Raw genomic sequence first — 19,641 nt, forward strand, 5'->3', positions numbered from 1 at the left:
CCTTCGCACGATCTTATATACAGGGCTGTTGTATTAGCCGTACTGTATTTTATTTATAGCCTTCCCCCATAATTCCGGTAATTCTCAATATAATCCAGGATCTCCTCCGGATCTTTCATGAACCGGCACATACCCACAACATCTCTGGACATAAATTTTTCCCCGGCTGTGTATTCCAGGAGTGCCTGCATGCTGTCGTAATATCCCTGAATATTATAAAGAACGATCGGCCTGTCGATCCGTCCCAGACTCTTCAATGTCAGAATCTCAAAAAACTCCTCATAAGTACCAATTCCCCCAGGTACCACGATAGTCGCATCCGAGCGGCTTTCCAGCAGGTGCTTCCTCTCACGCATATTTTCAGTAAAAATAAACTCTGTACAATGCTCATACAACACTCCCGGCTGGTCAAAAAATCTCGGTGCGATACCCAGGATATAGCCTTTTTCTCTGTCAACGCCCCGGGCTGCCGCCCCCATCAGCCCCTCTTTTCCACCTCCGAAAACAAGGCCGTGTCCTCGCTTTCCCATCAGCTGTCCCAGTTCTTCCGTTTTCTCATAATAGATCTTTTTCAGCTCTGCGCTGGACGCTCCATAGATACAAATATTCATAATTCTCTCTCCTTCCCTGCTGCCTCCACAAATGCCCGGAGAAGCTTCAACTGCTCTGAAGAATCATACATCATCTCCGGATGCCACTGCACAGCTACTGCAAATGGATGATCGTTTATCTCTGAATATAACTTTTGCCGGCCTCTGCACATTGGCAAAGACCGGCTTTCCGTCATTTCCGATACATCTGGAGTGCATCCGGAAATGCCTGTTATTTTATTATAATCTGACATACACATGGGGTCAAGCAATTGCCGCTGCCTGAAACTCCCGTTTTATTATACGAGAACTTTTTCTACTGCGTTTTTCCATCCGCTGTATTTCTGGTTTCTTTCCTGCGGATTCATGGAGGGGATGAACTGATTGCGGTTCTTCACCTCGAAAATGCTCTCCATCTATAATTTAGGACTGATCAGTCATACAAGCCATTCTGCTCAAAATCTCTGAACAGGCTGGCTGCTCCATCATCAGCAAATGCATCTGCATCCCCCTGATCGGAGTCGTCCTGTCCTCCCTGGATATCTGGGATATCTGCATCCTGGGAATCCTGGGACGTGCTATCCTCAGAACTGTCCTTGCTATCCTTGCTGGAACTGTCATCTTTACCAAGTTTTACAGTGAGTGTCTTCTCCTTATATTCATTACCATCCAGAACTGCAACCGTCACATCGATCTTTTCCTTCGGCTCATAATACTGAAGCAGCTCAACCAGCTGATCGATACTGGTGATCGTTTTACCATCAAACTCTGTAATGACCATATTCTTGGTAATACCTGCATCATCGGCAGGGCCTCCCTCGGTTACCTCCGAAACAAATACACCCTGCGGGATACCATAAATCTGTACTGCCTCCGTACTTACTGTACTGCCTGTGATACCAAGGATACCATGATTATCCACTTTATCCCTTGCCTTGGCATTCATCATGTTCTCAAGAGAATCCGCAACATCAGAAATTGCAATGGCATAACCCATACCTTCAACCTCAGTAGAAGCAAGCTTGGAAGAGTTAATACCAACAACCTCACCATCCATATTCAGAAGCGCACCGCCACTGTTACCGGGATTGATAGCCGCATCTGTCTGGATCAGGTTCACGCCCTTGTTGATACTGCTGCTGTTATCTGTAGAATCACCAGACTCGATCTGGCCTGATGCATCTGTCGTACGGTTCTTTGCACTGACAATACCGGTAGTAACAGACTGGCCATAGCCAAGTGCATTACCAATGGCAACAACCTGCTCACCGATCTTCAGATCATCAGAGCTTCCGATCTTTGCAACAGAAATTGCATCCATTGTATCATCCGAAACATCCTTCGTTGCAACAGAAACAACTGCAAGATCCTCGTTTTCATCAAAGCCCTTTACCGTAGCCTCATAAGCATTACCATCTGCAAAGGCAACTGACAAGGTATCGGCACCATCCACAACATGATAGTTTGTGGCGATCAGCAGCTCAGAATCTGTTTTTCCGATGATAATACCGGAACCGCTTCCTTCAACTTCCTGCTCCTGGCTCGGCGCATACTGGGAACCAAACATGCTGTAATAATCCTGAACCTCCTGAACGGACTTGGTTGTGATGGCAACTACAGAAGGCATTGCCTCCTCAGCAACATCTGATACATCCAGACTGCCCTTTGTATCGGAGGATTTTGTATCCTTTGTATCTTCGCTGTCTTTATTTGATTTTTTATCAGACTTCATAAGAGTCAGATTCTCGGAGCTATCGGTTGCCGCCTGTACGGACTGTGCACCGGAGAAATAATTTATACCTTCATATGCACCAACTCCAATGCCGCCGGCAAGTACTGCACACAGGCTGATGGTTGCACCCTTTTTCATCATTTTCTTTATTTTTAATTTTCTGTTATTGTTCATGGTTAAGTCCTCCCTGGGAAAAAATTCTTCTCTGTTTCCTTTTGATGCTTCAAAGTATATGGGTTAATTGTGTTTACTTTGTGGGAAAAATGTGTTTTATTTGTTAAAACTTTTCACTGTCATCACAACTACAAACCACGCAACCTCGAGAAGAACGATCATTCCACCTGGTTTCAGTCCGGCATAATAGGAAAGAAACAGTCCGGCAATGGTGGTACATACCGCCACGATAATGGCACAGATCAGTGTACCCTTATAGCTTTTTGCCATCTGCATCCCACACGCCACCGGAACTACCAGCATGGAGGAAACGATCAGGGTCCCTACTGTACGGGACGCAATGGAAACTGTCAGAGCCGTCAGAATAGTAAAAAGAAAATTAATATTCCGCACGGAAACACCGGAGATCCTTGCCGCATTTTCATCAAATCCGATATAAAACAGTTCCCTGTAAAAAAACAGCACTGCTGCCAGCACCAGCACACTGATCACAACTACCAGCGCCAGCTCTCCTTCACTGATGGACACAATACTTCCGAACAAAAAGCTGTTCAGACTGGCACCGTTTTCCACAAAGCCGGACAGCACACCGGCCAGTCCGATCCCAGCAGACATGACGATGGAGATCGCCACCTCCGAATAACGCGGGATTTTTTTGCGGATAGCCTCAATTCCAAGAGCAGCTACGATGCACATCACTACTGCACCGGCTACCGGATTCACTCCAAGTATCAGTCCCAGCACAACACCGGCCAGTGAAGAATGGGAAAGCGCATCTCCGATCATGGACATCCGTTTCAAAACAATGGTGATCCCGATGCAGGGCGTGATCACAGCCAGAAGGATTCCCACCAGAAAAGCCCTCTGCATAAATCCATACTGTAAAATACTCATACTTCGTCGATCCTCCCCTCTTCCGCTTTAAAAAACCGGTTTGCTCCTTTAAACTCACCGGAATTTCCATGAGTAACCATAAGGATCGTCAGCCCCTGTTCCTCATTCCGCTTCTTCAGAACTTCTGCAAGTGTTTTCACAGAAGCCATATCCATTCCTGTGGTAGGCTCATCCAGGATCAGGATCTTCGGTTTTCCTGCCAGTGCACGTGCCAGCATAACCCTCTGCTGCTGTCCGCCGGAAAGATCTCCGATCCTTCTTTTCCAGAACTCTTCCATTTCCATCTCCGCAAGTGCGGCTTTCAAACGCGGGATCTCTTTTTTTGCCCGGAAACGTGCCTTCCAGGAAGAGGAATACACGCCTGTCATCATGATCTCTTCCACAGTCGCCGGAAAATTCTGGTTTCTGCTGATACTGTTCTGTGGAACATATCCCAGATCTCCCTTTCCAAATGTGGCAGAAATATCTTTTCCATTTACGGTAATACTTCCCTCCTGCGCCTTCAGTTCGCCCAGAAGAAGCTTCAGAAATGTACTTTTTCCACTTCCGTTTTCACCGGTAAGGATGGCATAATCGCCATCCTTCACCTCCAGGTTCACCTGATCCAGCACAGGTGTCCCTGTATAGTGAAACGAAAGATTTTCTATCAAAATTCCCATAATTTCTCCTTTTTTGTTACAGCTGCTGTCCTGCACCTTCAGTTCAATGCCTTCCTGAGTGCCTCCAGATTCTTCCTCATCACAGAAAAATAATCCTCTCCGGCCTCGATATCCTCCTCACTTAATCCCTCGATCGGATTCAGCACAGCAGTCACCGCATCCACTTCCTTCGCCACTGTCTTCGCCACCTTGGGACTTGCCAGTTCCTCAAAAAATATGGTATGGATGTCGTATTTTTTCGCATACTCGATCACTTCCTGCATCTTGGCAGGATCAGGCTCTGAATCCGGTGTCAGCCCTTCGATAGCCAGCTGCTTCAGATCATAGGCATTGCACAGATATCCAAAAGCCTCATGCGCCACTATGATATCCCGGCTCTTCGTACCTTTCAGACCATCTCTGAACTCCTGATCCAGCTCATCAAATTCACCGGCATATTTCTCATAATTTGCTTCATAATAATCACCGTTCCCAGGATCAGCCTTTACCAAAGCATCCCTGATATTCTTCATTTCCTGCTTTGCACGCATAGGATCAAGCCAGACATGAGGATCTTTTCCTTCATCACCATGAGCATGATCATGTCCTCCATCCAGAAGCTCCACACCATCCGATGCCTCAGACACAACCAGATCCTGATTCTCCAGAGTATCCAGTACATCCTCCGCCCAGTGCTCCAGATCCGCACCATTATAGACAAACACATCTGCATCCTCAAGATTCCGGATATCCGTTGCCGCCGGCTCCCAGTCATGAGGCTCCGTTCCCGCCGGAACCATATCCTTCACCTGAATCCTGTCGCCCCCTACCTTCCGGGCAAAATCATACATTGGATAAAAGCTGGCCATCACCTTCAGTCGACCATCCTCCACAAATGGCTGTCCCACCGTTCCGGCCCTGTGCAAACCATATCCGGTCACACCGCCCACAACAAGAAGCGTCACCGCCAGAACTGCTGCCGCTGTCATCTTCCCTCTGTTAACATTCATTTTTTAAGCCTCCTGCAGCTGTCACAATATCCATAAAAGATCGTCCGGCTCTGATCGATCTCAAATCCGTGTTCATCCAGCACATGTCCCACAAAATGATCGATACATCCACACTGCAGAGGAATCGTATGCCCACATTCCAGACACACAAGCTTACCGTAATTCTTCCGCTCCTCATCACGTATAAAACGATACTGGGCAGGCGCTCCCTCCACAGACGGAACCTTCAGCACCGCTCCCTCCTTCTGTAGCCGCTCCAGTCCTCTGTATACCGTTGTCCTTCCGATCTGGATCTCTTTTCCACGAAGGAGCTCCATAAACTGATCTATGGTATAAAATGTATCTCCATATTCCTGCAGGCATTCCAGAATTATTTTCTGCTGCCTGGTGCTGTATTTCATTTTTTCTTCCATTATATTTCCTACTCTCTTCTATCAACTGCACCTTACAGGGCAGATTTGAATTTGAAAACCGTTTTCATATTACATTCAAATAAGAATTTCGTCAAGATATTTTTGAAGGGAAATAATTTTTGGTATGTTCTTATAAAAGCACTTTATCTCTACCTTCTTTTATGATAAAATATAACCAAGACTTAACCAATAGAAAGAAGGTAGACCTCTATGAAATCACAGCGACTGGACATGATCGAAGAATATGTGCTGGAGCATAAGAACGCTTCTCTCGATACATTATGTGAGAAATTCAACGTATCCAAAAACACCATCAGAAGAGATGTCGATATCCTTCTGAAACGTGGCAGTATCATGAAAGTATATGGCGGTGTCGCAGCACTCGAAACTCCACAGACTCTTCCCCTTCTGTCTTACGAAGAGCGTGGCGGACGTTTTCCTGAAGAAAAGAAAGAAATCTGCCGCCGTGCCGCAGAGCTTGTGGCAGAAGACGATACCATCTATATCGATACAGGTACAACCTGCCTGAACCTGGTTGATTTTATTGCAGATAAGCACTGTACAATCCTGACCAACAGCCTGCTTATCTTCAACAAGGCAGCATCCTATCCGAATCTGGATATCATTTCCGTTCCCGGAAAGCTGAACCGCAAGACCCTGTCCTTCACAGGACCGGATATCAATGATTATCTGCAGACCTACAACATTTCCATGGCTTTTATGGCCTGCACAGGTGTAACCATGAAGAGCGGACTTACCAATGCCAGCGCCGAGGAATACATCACCAAAAAAGCCATCGCAGAGAATGCCAACAGCATGATTCTTCTTGCAGACCATTCCAAATTCGGCCGGATCTCGCTTATGACCTATTCTTCCATGGAAAAACTGGACGCCATCGTAACCGACCAGCCACTTCCTGAAGAATACGACAGCTTCTGCCAGGAGCACGGCATCCGTGTTATGACGATCGATTAAATCGGATATTGGCCCTAAAAAACGGTGCATCTGCCGGAAATCCAGCAGATGCACCGTTTTTGAATATGCTCATTTCATTAGAGGATTTTATCTGAAAGGCAGATCTTACCCGATCTGCCTTTCAGTGTCATAAATTTATTTATGAAGCTTTCTTAAGCCTCAGTACTTCCTTCCCATGTGCCGACCTTTCTCTTTCCGGCAGCTTCATCGAACCAGTGTGTTGTAACTGTTTTTGCTCTTGTGAAGAAACGATAGCCATCTTTTCCGAGAACGTGCAGATCACCGAAGAAGGAATCCTTGTTTCCGGAGAATGGGAAGTATGCTGTCGGAACCGGGATACCTACATTGATTCCTACCATACCGCCATCTGTCTCCATAGCGAATTTACGGCTGTAATATCCGCTCTGTGTAAAGATACAGGAACCGTTTGCAAATGGATTGGCATTCATGACTGCGATGCCTTCCTCGTAATCCTTTACTCGTTTGATACAGGTTACCGGTCCGAAGATCTCACGGTTTCCAACTGTCATCTCAGGTGTTACATGATCAAGAATTGTCGGTCCTACGAAGAATCCGTTCTCATATCCCGGAACTACTGCATTACGTCCGTCAAGTACAAGCTCTGCACCCTCATCGATACCCTTCTGGATCCAGTTGCAGATTTTCTCCTTGTGGCCTGCGTTTACAACCGGTCCGAGATCAGTATCTTCATCATATGCACAGCCAAGCTTCATAGCCTCTGCTTTTTTCTTAAGAAGTGAAACAAATTCGTCTGCGATACTCTCCTGTACACATACAACCGGAAGAGCCATACATCTCATACCTGCGCATCCGTATGTGGAGTTGATGATCGCATTAACAGTAGCCTCAAGGTTGCAGTCCTCAAGTACAAGTGCATGGTTCTTTGCCTCACACTGCGCCTGAACTCGTTTGCCATGAGCTGCGGCTTTGGAATATACCTGTTTACCAACACCTGTTGTTCCTACGAATGTAACAGCCTTTACTCTCTCATCTGTAAGAAGGATATCAGCCTCTACACGGCTGCAGGTCACAAGGTTTACAACACCCTTCGGGAATCCGCCTTCTGTATAGAAGAGCTCCATGATCCTCATAGCTGTAAGTGGTGTCTGGGAGCTTGCTTTCAGTACTACTGTATTTCCACATGCAATGGAAAGCGGAACCATCCAGCCCCATGGGATCATTGCCGGGAAGTTCATCGGAACAATACCAGCAGTTACTCCAAGTGGTTTGCGATATGTAGCTGTATCATATCCTGTAGTTACCTGCATTGCAGCATCGCCCTGGATCATTGTCGGAAGTGCACATGCCTCTTCTGTAGGCTCAATTGCTTTCTGAACATCTCCTCTTGCCTCTTTGATGTTCTTTCCGAGCTCTTTTGCACAAAGTACGGAAAGCTCTTCCTTATGAGCATAAAGAACATCTCTCCATCTGAACATATACTGCTGTCTCTTTGCAAGAGAAAGTGAGGACCATTCCGGGAATGCAGCCTGTGCGGAAGCGATCGCCTCTTCTACCTCATCCGGTGTACAGCAGGGAACCTGCGCGATCACCTCACCTGTACTGGAATCTGTAACATCCATGTATTTCTCTGCCTTTGACTCTTTCCACTCACCGTTTACACAGTAACCCATTTTTTTGATCTCAGCCATTTTAAGATACTCCTTTCGTGCTTACCTTTTTATTCTTAACTTCATAAAAATTTTAGTCATTCTCGTTTTGTTCTGGTCACAGATTATCATTTATTTTTAATTTTGTCAATATAGTATGGTTATATTTTGAGTATATTTTTCAAAATTATGTGTTAATTTATTCACATTTCATGGTATTCCATGTTCCCTGTATAAACTCTTGAAACGCATGCATTTACAGCCATAAAGCCGCATAGTGTCTTGTCGTTTTTTATTCCATTGTGAGAGCAAAAGTTACTCATTTTTGTTATTTTCATAACGCACCATTCCGCACACACTATTTATTGCTTCCAGCTACGCTGAGACTTTTAGACCTGTGCAATCGGATTCACAGACAAGTAAGGGGGATCGTTGTTCTGTTACAATTACAGATTCCTCTGATCCCGGCATATTTCCTCTGTATTTTCCAGGAATAAAAAAATACATCTGTGCGTCCCTTACGGACACGCTCATTTTCGCGATCGCTCGCTTCTTTTCACGGCTTATTGCACCTTTACATACAATCCTGCGCCTGCTTATCTGATCTACAGCATTTTCATAAATTACTGCAGCAATCAAAAAAACAGGATACGGTTATCGTATCCTGCCTTAGCTTTTCATTTTCTGTTTTTCACATATTTCTGCCTAACCAAATATGGTCTGCACCAGCACCATATAAAACACCGTTCCCCCTCCTATGCTGAGCAATGTACTCTTCTTCCATTTATGTAATACCACAATGAACAGTATTGCGATCAGCTCCGGCAGTCCGTAATGCGTACTTTCCGGCACATCCTTCAGACAAAATACCACCAGCAATCCGATCACTGCACAAGGCAACACTTTTCCCAGATAGGTGATCACAGCCGGCGGTTCCTTTCCTTCCGGGAATATGATAAACGGCAAAAATCGCGTTGTCATAGTCCCCAGGACCACTACCACAACCGTTATGATCTGCTGTGTTATTGTCATAGTCATTCCTTATCCCTCCTGTCCGGCTATATCCCAACTGTCATGCCTGATATTCTCCTGACTTCTGTATACGTCCTTTTTTTCTCTTCTCCTCATGCTTCTTCATTCCCAGAAAGCATAAAACGATCGATGCCATTGACGGAAGGATAAACTTCCCGCTTCCAAAGATCACCAGGCAGATCACAGAGCATACAATTCCGACCAGCGCCGGCTTATGATCTTGTGCATCTTCCCACTGATCAATGAACATAACCACAAACAGCGCAGTCATGACAAAATCCAATGATGTACGACCCTTTCTGTTTTACAATTTCCACAGCTGATGCTGACCGTCCATGGTAACAAGATCTCCCTCATTGATATCTCTTTCGTACAGGAGGCCGTCATCATGTCGCAGACGTGTTTCATTTCCATTTTCATCTTCCACCAGCACTACTGACATAAGTGCTTCACCCGGCTGCCGCTCTTCACAGCCGAAATCCATGTCTTCTTCTATCTTCAGAACCTTGTACTGCATGATCAGATTTCCTCCAGCAGCACATCGTTAACGACCTCATAAGCGTCCTCAAGCGCATCCAGTGCCTCTGTCAGCGTGTCCATCTTCCGGCTGTCCGCATTTTCTTCCTCATAGGCCTCTATCACTTCAGCCATTACATCCTTCAGCTCTTCCAGTGAATTTGCAATGTCCTGCAGCTTCTGATCTTTGTCCTCTTTTGATGTGATATTTACGATCTTACTCATGATCCTTCCTCCTGTCGCTTTACTCTCATTCTTTATTCTGATCCTTTATCCTGCATATATCATGCTTTGCATATATCATACTCCACATTCACCCATTGTACCATATCCTGCGCGCAGATGCATCGGATATGTTGTTACTGCTCACTCCGTTCTCAGCAACACGCTTTGCGATGCGCAGGATTTATGCTAATCACATAAATCCGCGCAGTATGTCTGTTTATACTGATTTTTCCGCTCCGGTCTGGTATAATCGATCTAAAGGAGTTTTTCAATTTACAAACTAATCCTTTCCCATTATAAGGAGACATATTGCCATGAAAGAAAAAACAGAAACCTTTAACCAGGGAAAAAGATATTTCTTTTATATTCTGATGTTCGCCATCCTTGGCTGGTTCATTTTTATGCAGATTTTTGGTACAGATGAACGCTCTTCCGACGCCTCAGCAGCCTCTGTGATCTATTCCGGTACCGTTACCTGGCAGAAACCGGATGGAACCACCCAGGAAATTTCCGTTCCGGGCACCTACAAGGTTCCCGTCGGTGACACGATGGTCCTCACGATACAGCTTCCCGATGATCTTACAGATACCTGCTTTGCCATCCGTTCTTCCCTTCAGGATGTGGATTTTTATGTAGGGGACAACCTCAGGACCAGCTACTCCACGCATAAAACAAGGCTTGTGGGCAAAAACTCCGCCAGCCGTTATGTTTTCTGCCCGGTTTATGTTTCCGATGCCGGCAAAGAGCTCCGTATTGAACTGACCACTTACACCTCCAACTACACCGGAGTCGTCAATCCTGTTTACTGCGGAGACAAGGCAGATATCTGGATATATATTTTCAGCAGATACGGACTGGAAACCTATATTGCTTTTTTTATCCTGTTTGCCGGAATCGTCACGATCCTGTTCAGTTTCGCTCTGGGACTGGTCTATCATACACGATTTGACATGGAATATCTTGGATGGTGCATGGTTATGGGCGCAGTCTGGATGCTGGGTGAATCCAAGCTCCGTCAGTTCCTGGTCCCCAACGCTTCCGCTCTCGGATCTCTGTGCTTCGTTATGATCCTTTTGTGTCCGCTCCCGATCCTGTTTTTTGCGGACAGTCTCCAGAAAGGGCTGCATCACAGATTTTATGTCTGTCTTGGAAGCATCGCAATGGTAAATTTTGCAGTCTGTACGATCCTCACTGCTGCCGGTATCGCAGATTATATCGAAACTATGCCTGTAAGTCACGGAATCCTGGCAATCACCGTTGCCACAATATTTGTACACCTTTTCCAATATATACGCACCGAAAAAAACAGGGCCGACCGGCTTTTGCTCGTTGGTCTTCTGACAGCGATCCTGTGTATTGCCGTTGAAGCAACCTCTGCATACTTTGTCACATTGATGTCCGGACTGTTTGTAGGCGCCGGCATGTTGATCCTGCTTTTTGTCAATATTGTAAGAGCCATCAAAAATGTCCAGGATATGGAACTGAAACGCCAGCAGATCGAAATCCGCAAAAAACAGGAGCAGAATGAAAAAATGTCTCTGCAGATGATACAGACCCTTTCCACCACCATCGAGGCAAAGGATGCGTACACCCGCGGCCATTCCTACCGGGTTGCACAATATGCAGCCCTGATCGCAGAGGAGCTGGGCTGGACACCGAAGGAAATCCTGAATCTGAAACGTGCTACTCACCTTCACGACATCGGAAAGATCGGTATCCCGGATCCGTTCCTGAACAAACCGGCACAGCTGACCGATGATGAATACAACCTTATAAAAAAACACACCGTCATCGGTGCCGAGATCCTAAAGGATATAACCCTGATCCCGCATGCGGCAGAAATCGCAAGAAGTCACCATGAGCGTTATGACGGAAAAGGCTATCCGGACGGACTGGCCGGAACAGAGATCCCCATCCATGCCCGCATCGTGGCTGTTGCAGACTGCTACGATGCCATGAACTCCCGTCGAATCTACCGTAATGCGCTTCCACCGGAAGTTATTTACGAAGAATTCCGTAAAAACCGTGGTACACAGTTCGACCCGAAGATCACCGACATTTTTCTGAAACTACTCAACGAAAAGCGACTGCCTCAGTGGGATCCTTCCCAGGAAGAACCGGACACCTATAACCTTCCGGATATGCAGCTTACCGTCAGCAAATTCATCTCTGACATAATGGCCACCATAAAAAGCCAGGAAGATGCAAAAAGCTATGATTTCCTTACCGGTCTTCCCATGCGTAACCTGGGCGAACGTCTTACCGCAGAATTTATGCAGACGCATGATGGATGTCTGATATTCCTTGATATGGATAACCTGAAAAAGATCAACGACATCTATGGCCACAAAGCCGGCGACCGTGCGCTGAAATGTCTTGGAAAGCTGCTTCAGAAACGGGCAGATCAGGGAATTTCCTGCAGACTTGGAGGCGATGAATTCCTGATGTTCCTTCCGGACACAGATCCTGATTCCCTGTCTCTGCAGATGGACGATCTGTTCCAGAAATTTCACACCATCACTACCGATGATCCGGAACTCCGGTTTGCCACACTGTCCGCAGGCCTGTGTCTGTGCAGCACCGATGATTCCTTTGAGGACTGCTATTCCAAAGCAGATAAAGCTCTGTATTACGTAAAACAAAACGGCAAAAACCAGTTCTTTTTCTACCAGCAGATCGACCGCAGCACTCTTGCGGCATCCGGTTCCGGAAAAGATCTGGAGCTTGTGGCAGAGTCCCTTCAGAAAAGCGGCATCTATGTAGGTGCTCTTGATCTGAATTACCGGGATTTCGCACGACAGTATGAATACATGAGTCAGCTTGTCACACGCAGCCAGTGCAGATGTTATCTGGCGATGATCACCATCGAGACACTTGTGGATACAGTTCCTGATATCGAATCCATTGAGCAGACTCTGGAATATATGGAGCAGGCCATCCGGCAGAATATCCGCCGTGTGGATATCTGTACACGCTACAGTTCCCTGCAGTATCTCATCATACTGTTTGAACCTGACGAAACGCATATCCCTGATATCATAGAACGTATTTTCACCCAATATTACCGTCAGTGTGACAGCCATGATTTCCAGCCATCCTATGAATACCTGGAAATATCTCCACAGGAGTTATAAATACTCCCATGACATGATAAAGCCATAACGAAAAAAGAGGTCGTACTTGACGGCCTCTTTTTCGTTAGAGTTTTGCAAAATATCATTAAGACGTGGCTCTGGAATTTTCCTGCATGAAACTTTTCCCGTATGTTCGATACAGATAAACAGCTATAAAAATAGTCACGGCTTCCGCCAGCGGCATCGTCATCCAGACACCGGCCACACCTATAAGCTTCGGAAGGATCAGTATGAACGCGGCCACCAGGATCAAAGAACGCATTGATGAGATCAATGCCGAAATAAAACCATTTCCCAGGGCAGTAAAGTATCCGGAAAGAAATACATTTAAACCAATAAACAGGAAAACCGGACTAAACAGCTTCAGGCCATCCCATGTCAATGTAAATACATTTCCGTTCCCGACGAATAAATGGATGATCTGTTTTCCAAATACAAGTGATACTGCGAGGATCAATACTGAACTGATGGCAATCGTAATAAAACTATATCGTGTTATTTCTCTGATCTTGTCATGATTTTCAGAACCATAATTATAGCTTATGATCGGAGCCGCTGCAACGGCAATTCCCATATAAAAAGCGATGAAGAAATAGTAAATATACATAATGATCGTCACAGCCGCAACTCCATCTTCACCAAAATATTGCATGATAATAAGGTTAAATAAAAATGTAGTGATCCCGGTAGACATCTCCGTCAGCATTTCACTGCTTCCATTGGTGCAGGATTTCAGAAGAACACTCCCATCTGCCTTCGGTCTGCAAAACCTTATATGGCTGTATTTCAGGAAATAAATAAAGCCGATCAACATGCTTACCGTAATGGAGAGAAATGTTCCCCACGCAGCTCCAAGCGTTCCCAGTCCGAATATAGCCACAAAAATATAGTCGAAAACAATATTAAAAGCCAGACCGGTCAGAGACATGATCATTCCGATGTACGATCTCCCATCCGTCCTCACAAGATATTCGAAAAATAGCTTGAATGACATCGGAACCGATCCTAAAAATATGACAAATGCGTATGGCACCACATGCTCCATCAGGCGCTCACTGCTTCCTAAAAAAATACAGATCGGTTTCAGGAAAAGGATTCCCACAACTGTAAAAGCAACCGAAAGTACGAACAGCACGATCGTTATAAAAGTAAATATCTCATTTGCTTCCTGTTCTCTTTTTTGTCCCATTCTCTCTCCTATAATGGCACCTGATCCCGTTGCAAGCATGACAGATGTTCCGAAAATAACACAGGTGATCGGAATAACAATATTAATTCCTGCAAGCGCGTCAGAGCCTGCATACCGTGATACAAAAAATCCATCTATCGTTGTATAAAATGATAAAAAGATCATGGTCAGCACTGATGGGACCAGATATTTTAAAAATTGAGGATAAGACATTTTTGCTTCAAAATATTTCATTTTTTTAGTCTCCTGCTTAATCCCCTGATCAGTCAAAATCTCTGGTAATGTTCGTAAGCCATTTATTTCTGAAATAGTGGATGAACACCACAGGCATTTTTTCGAACTCATCCAGGGTCATTATAAAGTATACCCAGACAGGCGGCAGTTTTAAAACATATGCGGCAAGGAAGGTGAGAGGAACTGCAACAAGCCACATAAATATGGAATCTACGATCATTCCGAACCTGGAATCGCCACCTCCTCTGAAGCATCCGCATATAAGACAGGTATTGATACCCTCTCCTACAAGACGCCAGGTTGTCATGATTATAAAAATACCAAGATAATAAATAGCTGTCTCTGTCAGTTTATCCCGGTAGAAGTCCAGTATCATAGGGCGGACTGCCAGAATAATGGCACATCCGATGAGACTTACGATAATTGTTATTCTCAGCATACGTTTCCCATATTCTCTGGCTGTATCCTTGTGATCTTTACCAAGCTCCTGGCTGATAATGATGGTAGTAGCGTTGGCAAAACCGCGACAGGCGATGGCACCAATGTTTACCACCATAACAGCAACGGCATTTGCGGCAACCATATCATCGCCAATGTGGCCAAGGATCGCTGCGAACGCTGAACTGGCAAAGCTCCAGACAACATCATTTATCACAGCCGGAGAAGCAATTTTCATAAAGTCCCTGAACAGAATACCAGATTTCGCACAGAAATATTTTATCCGAAATCTGACATCGGAGCTGTTTAATGAATAGATGAGACAGATCAATACCTCTGCGATTCTGGCAATAACAGTACCAAGGGCAACACCGGTAACACCAAGCTTTGGAAGTCCAAACAGGCCAAAGATAAAGGTGGCATTACAAAGTACATTGACACAAAGCGATACAATGTATGTAACAGAAGGCAGCATTATTTTTCCGACACTTCGAAGAGCACTCATGAAAACCTGAGAGAATCCCATAAACATAAAGGAAAATGAGATCACCTTCAAGTATTCGCTGCCGGCAGCAATCGTATCCGGACTGTTTGTAAAAATCTTCATGATCGTAGTCGGCATGGAAAAGGAGATAATGAAAAATACAAGAGAAACGATCAGTGAGATCCGCTCCGCCAGGCCGAGAATCTTTTCTACTGTCTTTTTATCACCCTTTCCCCAATACTGGGCACATAAAACCGAAGTACCTGTAGCCATGCCATAATACAAACAGAAAAGAATAAATGTATACTGATTGGCAAGAGATGAAGCCGACATGGCAGTCTGGCTTACATATCCCAGCATTACAGTATCCGCAACATTTACCAATGTTCCGATCAGATTTTGGATCATGATCGGAAATGCTAATTTTGATGCATATTTCAAGAAATCTTTTTTATTTAACATACAACAGTTCTTCCTTAGTTCTTAGAATTTATAAACCTGTGGCATATCTGGCAAAATGCCTGTCTTTCTCATATTTTGCAAGCAATCTGTCTATATAGAAATCTTCAAAATACAGCTCCATCCTGTCATTAAGTGGAAGGGAATTCGCATCTGCTCAGGACCGATTTTGCAGCACCGATCCGGTCTTCAGTGAATTCCGATAAGATATTTACTTATAAAGGACAGTATATCATATACCCTGCAAAACCGCGAGTCTTTTTCAGTATTCTTTCCAATATAATCCTCAATTGTATACTATATTTCACCCTCTGGTCATATTTCCATTGTACATAAAAAAACAATATCACTTTAACGCAAAAAATCATTCTATTTTTTTACTTCTATGGTATAATACTTTATTGCGAAACTAATAAAACGAGGTGAACCAGGTGAAGAAAAAAACAATTGTACCTCTTATCGTTTTTTTACTGGGCATATGCCTTGTTGGTTTAATTGTATACAAAATAGACTCTCATGAAACTGAACAACGACACATAACAGCACAATTAAATGCAACAACTTACGGCGAACGTATAAAAAATGAAATTACAAATGGAATTGCGATCACAGATACGCTAAAGCAGATCCTGATCAGTGAAAACGGAAAGATCAGTCAGTTTGACACAATTGCGGAAAATATTATGTCTGACGTTATTGAAAGCATACAGCTTGCTCCGGATGGTAATGTAACAGATATTTATCCTTCTGAGGGAACGGAAGCGAGTAAGATCGATCTGCTCCAGGATAAAGATTGCAGCAAAATTTCCTGTTACGCAAGAGACAATCACGTGATCATTACACAAGGTCCTTTCGATTTAAAACGGGGCGGCTGTGGAATTGCTGTCCGCAATCCAGTCTACCTGAAAGATGAAAACAACCAGGAATATTTCTGGGGATTTACCATTGTTATCCTGCGTGTTCCTGACATTTTTTCAGATGCGATCAGTGCACTTTCGGATTTCGGATATGAATACAGACTCTCAAAAACCGACGCTCCCTGGAGCGATACTTATAAAGTTGTTTATCAGTCAGACGACCAATTAACTCATACTGTTTCTTATGGTTTTACGATAGGGGAAGAGCACTGGACATTAGAAGTAGCTCCTGAAAGCGGATGGAGAGACCTTAGATTACTGGTAATCGTCGGCGGAATGTTTACTGCTGTCGTTTTACTTTTCTCAGGTCTTACCCGGGTATGGTTAGTATCGAAAGAAAATAAAAACAAATTTCAAATACTGGCACACACAGATTCTCTCACCGATATTTACAACCGCTATGGATTTGATGAATTAGCCGAAAGGATGTTCACTAAAAATCCAAAAACGCATTTTGTGGCCGCACTCCTTGATATTGATGACTTTAAGTTTATTAATGATATTTACGGACATGTCTATGGAGACAGGGCACTAAAGAGTCTTACAGATAGCATGAAGGCTTTTTTCCCAAAAACCACATTACTGGGAAGAAACGGTGGCGATGAGTTCTGCATTCTTCTGCCGGATCATACCTATAAAGAAGCGGGAGAACTGCTGCTGCAATTTACCAAGCTTCCAAAGACATTTTCATGTAAGGGAAAAGAATATCCGTTTTTTATTTCTCTCGGATATGCAGAATATCCAACCTTTGCATCCAGCCGTTCACAGCTCATGCGCTGTGCAGATGCAGCACTTTATGAAATAAAGCTTCACGGAAAAAACGGATGTATGGCTTACAGGGAGGGGCTCCGGTCAGGAGTCCGCAAACAACTCGGATTTGCATTCAAGGATATCTCTGAACACCTTCCGGGTGCATTTATCATATACAGAGCGGACAAAGATGATGATGAGCTCCTGTATGCAAACCATGAGTTCCTTCAAATGACCGGATATAAAAATATAGATGAACTCTTCAGCCTTACAAAGAAAAGCTTCCACAACCTGATCAGGGAAGATGAACAACAGCAGATAGAAACAAGCATCTGGAAACAGATCGATGCCGGCAATAACAATGACTATATCCACTTTCATCTTCGAAAAGCAGACGGCTCTTACCTTTCTGTTCTTGATCACGGAAGGATTGTGGACAGCCAGCAATACGGAAGAGTATTTTATGTATTGTTTATGGACTGGGAAGCCATGCATGTTCATTACAGTGATAAATTTTCCGGCTAAGGTACAGACATCTCAGTCTGTATCTTAGCCGGCTGTTTTTTTCCTGAACAATTCAACATCTTATAATATGTATTCCATCTGCCTTTCTTTTGTCCGCATTCCCATTTTTTCATAAAATTTTTCCGCTGAAGTATTTCCTGCCCACACATTCAATGTCACTTCATAGCATCCCAGCTGCTTTGCTTCTTTTTTTACATATTCAAACAGGCTTTCCCCAATATGCTGACCTCGTGTCTCCTGATCGACACACAGGTCATCTATAAAAAGAGATTTAAACGGTACCATATTGTTTGAAAAAGGCTGCTCCTTTAATTGACAAAATGCATACCCCATACAAACATCAGCCTCATCCGCTGCAACATATATTGGCTTTTCTTCGTTTTTCAGAAGCTCTGCTAATTCGTCTGTCTTATATTTTGTTGTGCCCGGAATAAAGATATCAGGCCTTATATCTGCATGGATCTGCAGCACCTGTCCTAACAATTCCAGAATCCTCGGAATATCTTTTTCTTCTGCTTTTCTGATGAGCATTTTTTTCCTCCTGTTTTTCAATAACTGGTTTCACAGATTCTTTATACATACCATAATACCATCGTGTGGATTCCAGGTAAAGGAAGGCTTATAACAATAGCATCCTTTTAAACAGTCAGGTTTTTTCCGGTCAACCTTCTTTTGCAAAATTCCTTATATTGGAATTATCTTATTTATAATTATCTGTAATGTATTCCGCTCCAGTAAATATTATCTTTCACTATCGTTTCCTGCGGAAGTACCACACCATCCAACGCCCACCTTTTATATTCTGCAAACCCTACACGGTCAATAATATATCCCACATGTTCCTTGCCGCCAGGCGCATTTGGATCAATATATTTTTTTACAAATTTATAGGTGTTCAGGATAACCTTGACGATAGTGTCTTCATCTGCCCAGATCAAAAAATCTTCTCCCAGACGTGGATTTTTCTTTCCAGTTCGTCCCATAAGTGTCAAACGATAATATTTTTTTTCACTTCTGGTCCATGCTCTGGTAGGACATTTTGTCACACATACTCCACAGCCTACGCATTTTTCTTCATTGCGCACGATTCTGTAATTATCCATCTTTAACGCATCCACCGAAAGCTTATCACAGCCTTTTACACAGGCGCCACAGGATACACAACGATCAGGGTCATATTGTGGCTCTGTCATACCGATAATTCCAAAATCGTGCATTCTTGCTTTGATACAGTCATTAGCACAACCTGTAAGTGCAATTTTAAAATGAAGATCATTAGGAAATATAGCCTTTTCGATTCTCTTCGCAAAAGCTGCTGTATTATAGTTTCCAAAAGGACAGACTCTGTTTCCGATACATGCACAGACATTTCTGGTTCCTGATGCTGAATACCCGGTACCTGCCTCATTTTGATTGATCTGAAGATTATCAATGATGGGTTGAAGCATCTCATTAACTTTATCCATATCTTCCATATGGATTCCTTCTATTTCGAATCCCTGACGAGTGGTAACATGGATCTGTCCGTTTCCATATTTTCTGGCAATATCCACCACCTGCTGCATAACGTCTGCATTACAGCACCCTCCCGGAACACGAACTCTGGAAGCCGTAAGCCCACGGACCTTTGATACACGGAAGGCATTTTTCTTTAGTTTCTTTGTATTGATATCCATTACGATTT

At 44.1% G+C, this 19,641-nt stretch carries 18 protein-coding genes; 3 read left to right on the top strand and 15 right to left on the bottom strand.

Translation table 11 applies throughout. The features are described from left to right. Positions 1 to 53: 53 nt before the first annotated feature. The 6 genes from CCC70_RS08250 to CCC70_RS08275 form a co-directional block, all read right to left on the bottom strand. A complete protein-coding gene (locus CCC70_RS08250) occupies positions 54 to 611 on the bottom strand; it encodes a TIGR00730 family Rossman fold protein (RefSeq protein ID WP_015526428.1) in 558 nt (185 codons plus the stop codon). 412 nt (positions 612 to 1,023) lie between these two features. After that, the gene (locus CCC70_RS08255) at positions 1,024 to 2,496 is read right to left on the bottom strand and encodes a S1C family serine protease (protein ID WP_287084624.1); all 1,473 of its coding nucleotides are present in this window, start codon (positions 2,494 to 2,496) and stop codon (positions 1,024 to 1,026) included. Positions 2,497 to 2,592: 96 nt separating this feature from the next. After that, entirely contained in the window at positions 2,593 to 3,390 is a 798-nt protein-coding gene (locus CCC70_RS08260) for a metal ABC transporter permease (RefSeq protein ID WP_015526431.1), read from the bottom strand. Then, positions 3,387 to 4,049 (bottom strand): metal ABC transporter ATP-binding protein, encoded by a 663-nt coding sequence (locus tag CCC70_RS08265; protein ID WP_110103058.1) that lies wholly within the window; start codon positions 4,047 to 4,049, stop codon positions 3,387 to 3,389. The genes CCC70_RS08260 and CCC70_RS08265 overlap by 4 nt, the downstream gene beginning before the upstream one ends. Before the next feature lie 38 nt (positions 4,050 to 4,087). Beyond that, positions 4,088 to 5,017, bottom strand: coding sequence for a metal ABC transporter substrate-binding protein (locus CCC70_RS08270; RefSeq protein ID WP_370816956.1), 930 nt, complete (start codon positions 5,015 to 5,017; stop codon positions 4,088 to 4,090). 17 nt (positions 5,018 to 5,034) lie between these two features. Then, positions 5,035 to 5,451 (bottom strand): Fur family transcriptional regulator, encoded by a 417-nt coding sequence (locus CCC70_RS08275; RefSeq protein WP_015526434.1) that lies wholly within the window; start codon positions 5,449 to 5,451, stop codon positions 5,035 to 5,037. Positions 5,452 to 5,661: 210 nt separating this feature from the next. Between CCC70_RS08275 and CCC70_RS08280 the strand changes: the two genes are divergently transcribed. Then, complete coding sequence (locus tag CCC70_RS08280) at positions 5,662 to 6,426, top strand: DeoR/GlpR family DNA-binding transcription regulator (protein ID WP_287084625.1); 765 nt, start codon at positions 5,662 to 5,664, stop codon at positions 6,424 to 6,426. A 152-nt stretch (positions 6,427 to 6,578) separates the two neighbouring features. Here the strand turns inward: CCC70_RS08280 and CCC70_RS08285 are convergent, their stop codons facing one another. The 5 genes from CCC70_RS08285 to CCC70_RS08305 form a co-directional block, all read right to left on the bottom strand. Beyond that, complete coding sequence (locus CCC70_RS08285) at positions 6,579 to 8,096, bottom strand: CoA-acylating methylmalonate-semialdehyde dehydrogenase (protein WP_118515772.1); 1,518 nt, start codon at positions 8,094 to 8,096, stop codon at positions 6,579 to 6,581. Between the two features lie 663 nt (positions 8,097 to 8,759). Further along, entirely contained in the window at positions 8,760 to 9,086 is a 327-nt protein-coding gene (locus tag CCC70_RS08290; protein WP_059086958.1) for a branched-chain amino acid transporter permease, read from the bottom strand. A 40-nt stretch (positions 9,087 to 9,126) separates the two neighbouring features. After that, entirely contained in the window at positions 9,127 to 9,357 is a 231-nt protein-coding gene (locus tag CCC70_RS08295; protein ID WP_330577155.1) for a hypothetical protein, read from the bottom strand. A gap of 33 nt (positions 9,358 to 9,390) precedes the next feature. After that, the gene (locus CCC70_RS08300; RefSeq protein ID WP_173754352.1) at positions 9,391 to 9,603 is read right to left on the bottom strand and encodes a hypothetical protein; all 213 of its coding nucleotides are present in this window, start codon (positions 9,601 to 9,603) and stop codon (positions 9,391 to 9,393) included. 2 nt (positions 9,604 to 9,605) lie between these two features. Then, the gene (locus tag CCC70_RS08305) at positions 9,606 to 9,827 is read right to left on the bottom strand and encodes a hypothetical protein (protein ID WP_118626223.1); all 222 of its coding nucleotides are present in this window, start codon (positions 9,825 to 9,827) and stop codon (positions 9,606 to 9,608) included. A gap of 314 nt (positions 9,828 to 10,141) precedes the next feature. On the opposite strand from CCC70_RS08305, the gene CCC70_RS08310 reads away from it, so the two are divergent. Further along, positions 10,142 to 12,961 (top strand): HD domain-containing phosphohydrolase, encoded by a 2,820-nt coding sequence (locus CCC70_RS08310; RefSeq protein WP_287084626.1) that lies wholly within the window; start codon positions 10,142 to 10,144, stop codon positions 12,959 to 12,961. Positions 12,962 to 13,046: 85 nt separating this feature from the next. Here the strand turns inward: CCC70_RS08310 and CCC70_RS08315 are convergent, their stop codons facing one another. Both CCC70_RS08315 and CCC70_RS08320 read right to left on the bottom strand, forming a co-directional pair. After that, positions 13,047 to 14,384 carry an MATE family efflux transporter gene (locus CCC70_RS08315; protein WP_287084627.1) on the bottom strand — a complete coding sequence of 446 codons (1,338 nt, stop codon included), beginning with the start codon at positions 14,382 to 14,384 and terminating at the stop codon, positions 13,047 to 13,049. A 28-nt stretch (positions 14,385 to 14,412) separates the two neighbouring features. Beyond that, positions 14,413 to 15,768, bottom strand: coding sequence for an MATE family efflux transporter (locus CCC70_RS08320; RefSeq protein ID WP_270391679.1), 1,356 nt, complete (start codon positions 15,766 to 15,768; stop codon positions 14,413 to 14,415). Between the two features lie 428 nt (positions 15,769 to 16,196). Here CCC70_RS08320 and CCC70_RS08325 point away from each other — a divergent pair, with 428 nt between their 5' ends. Continuing rightward, positions 16,197 to 17,957: a diguanylate cyclase domain-containing protein gene (locus tag CCC70_RS08325; protein ID WP_287084628.1), complete on the top strand. Its 1,761-nt coding sequence runs from the start codon at positions 16,197 to 16,199 to the stop codon at positions 17,955 to 17,957. A 60-nt stretch (positions 17,958 to 18,017) separates the two neighbouring features. Here CCC70_RS08325 and CCC70_RS08330 read toward each other — a convergent pair whose 3' ends face one another. Together CCC70_RS08330 and asrC are read right to left on the bottom strand one after the other, a co-directional pair. Further along, positions 18,018 to 18,488, bottom strand: coding sequence for a GNAT family N-acetyltransferase (locus tag CCC70_RS08330; protein ID WP_287084630.1), 471 nt, complete (start codon positions 18,486 to 18,488; stop codon positions 18,018 to 18,020). A 179-nt stretch (positions 18,489 to 18,667) separates the two neighbouring features. Next, entirely contained in the window at positions 18,668 to 19,633 is a 966-nt protein-coding gene (gene asrC / locus CCC70_RS08335) for a sulfite reductase subunit C (protein WP_118064000.1), read from the bottom strand. Positions 19,634 to 19,641: the final 8 nt, after the last annotated feature.

This window comes from Blautia sp. LMAG:89 (assembly GCF_008679485.1).
Taxonomy (GTDB): Bacteria; Bacillota; Clostridia; order Lachnospirales; family Lachnospiraceae; genus Blautia_A; species Blautia_A fusiformis.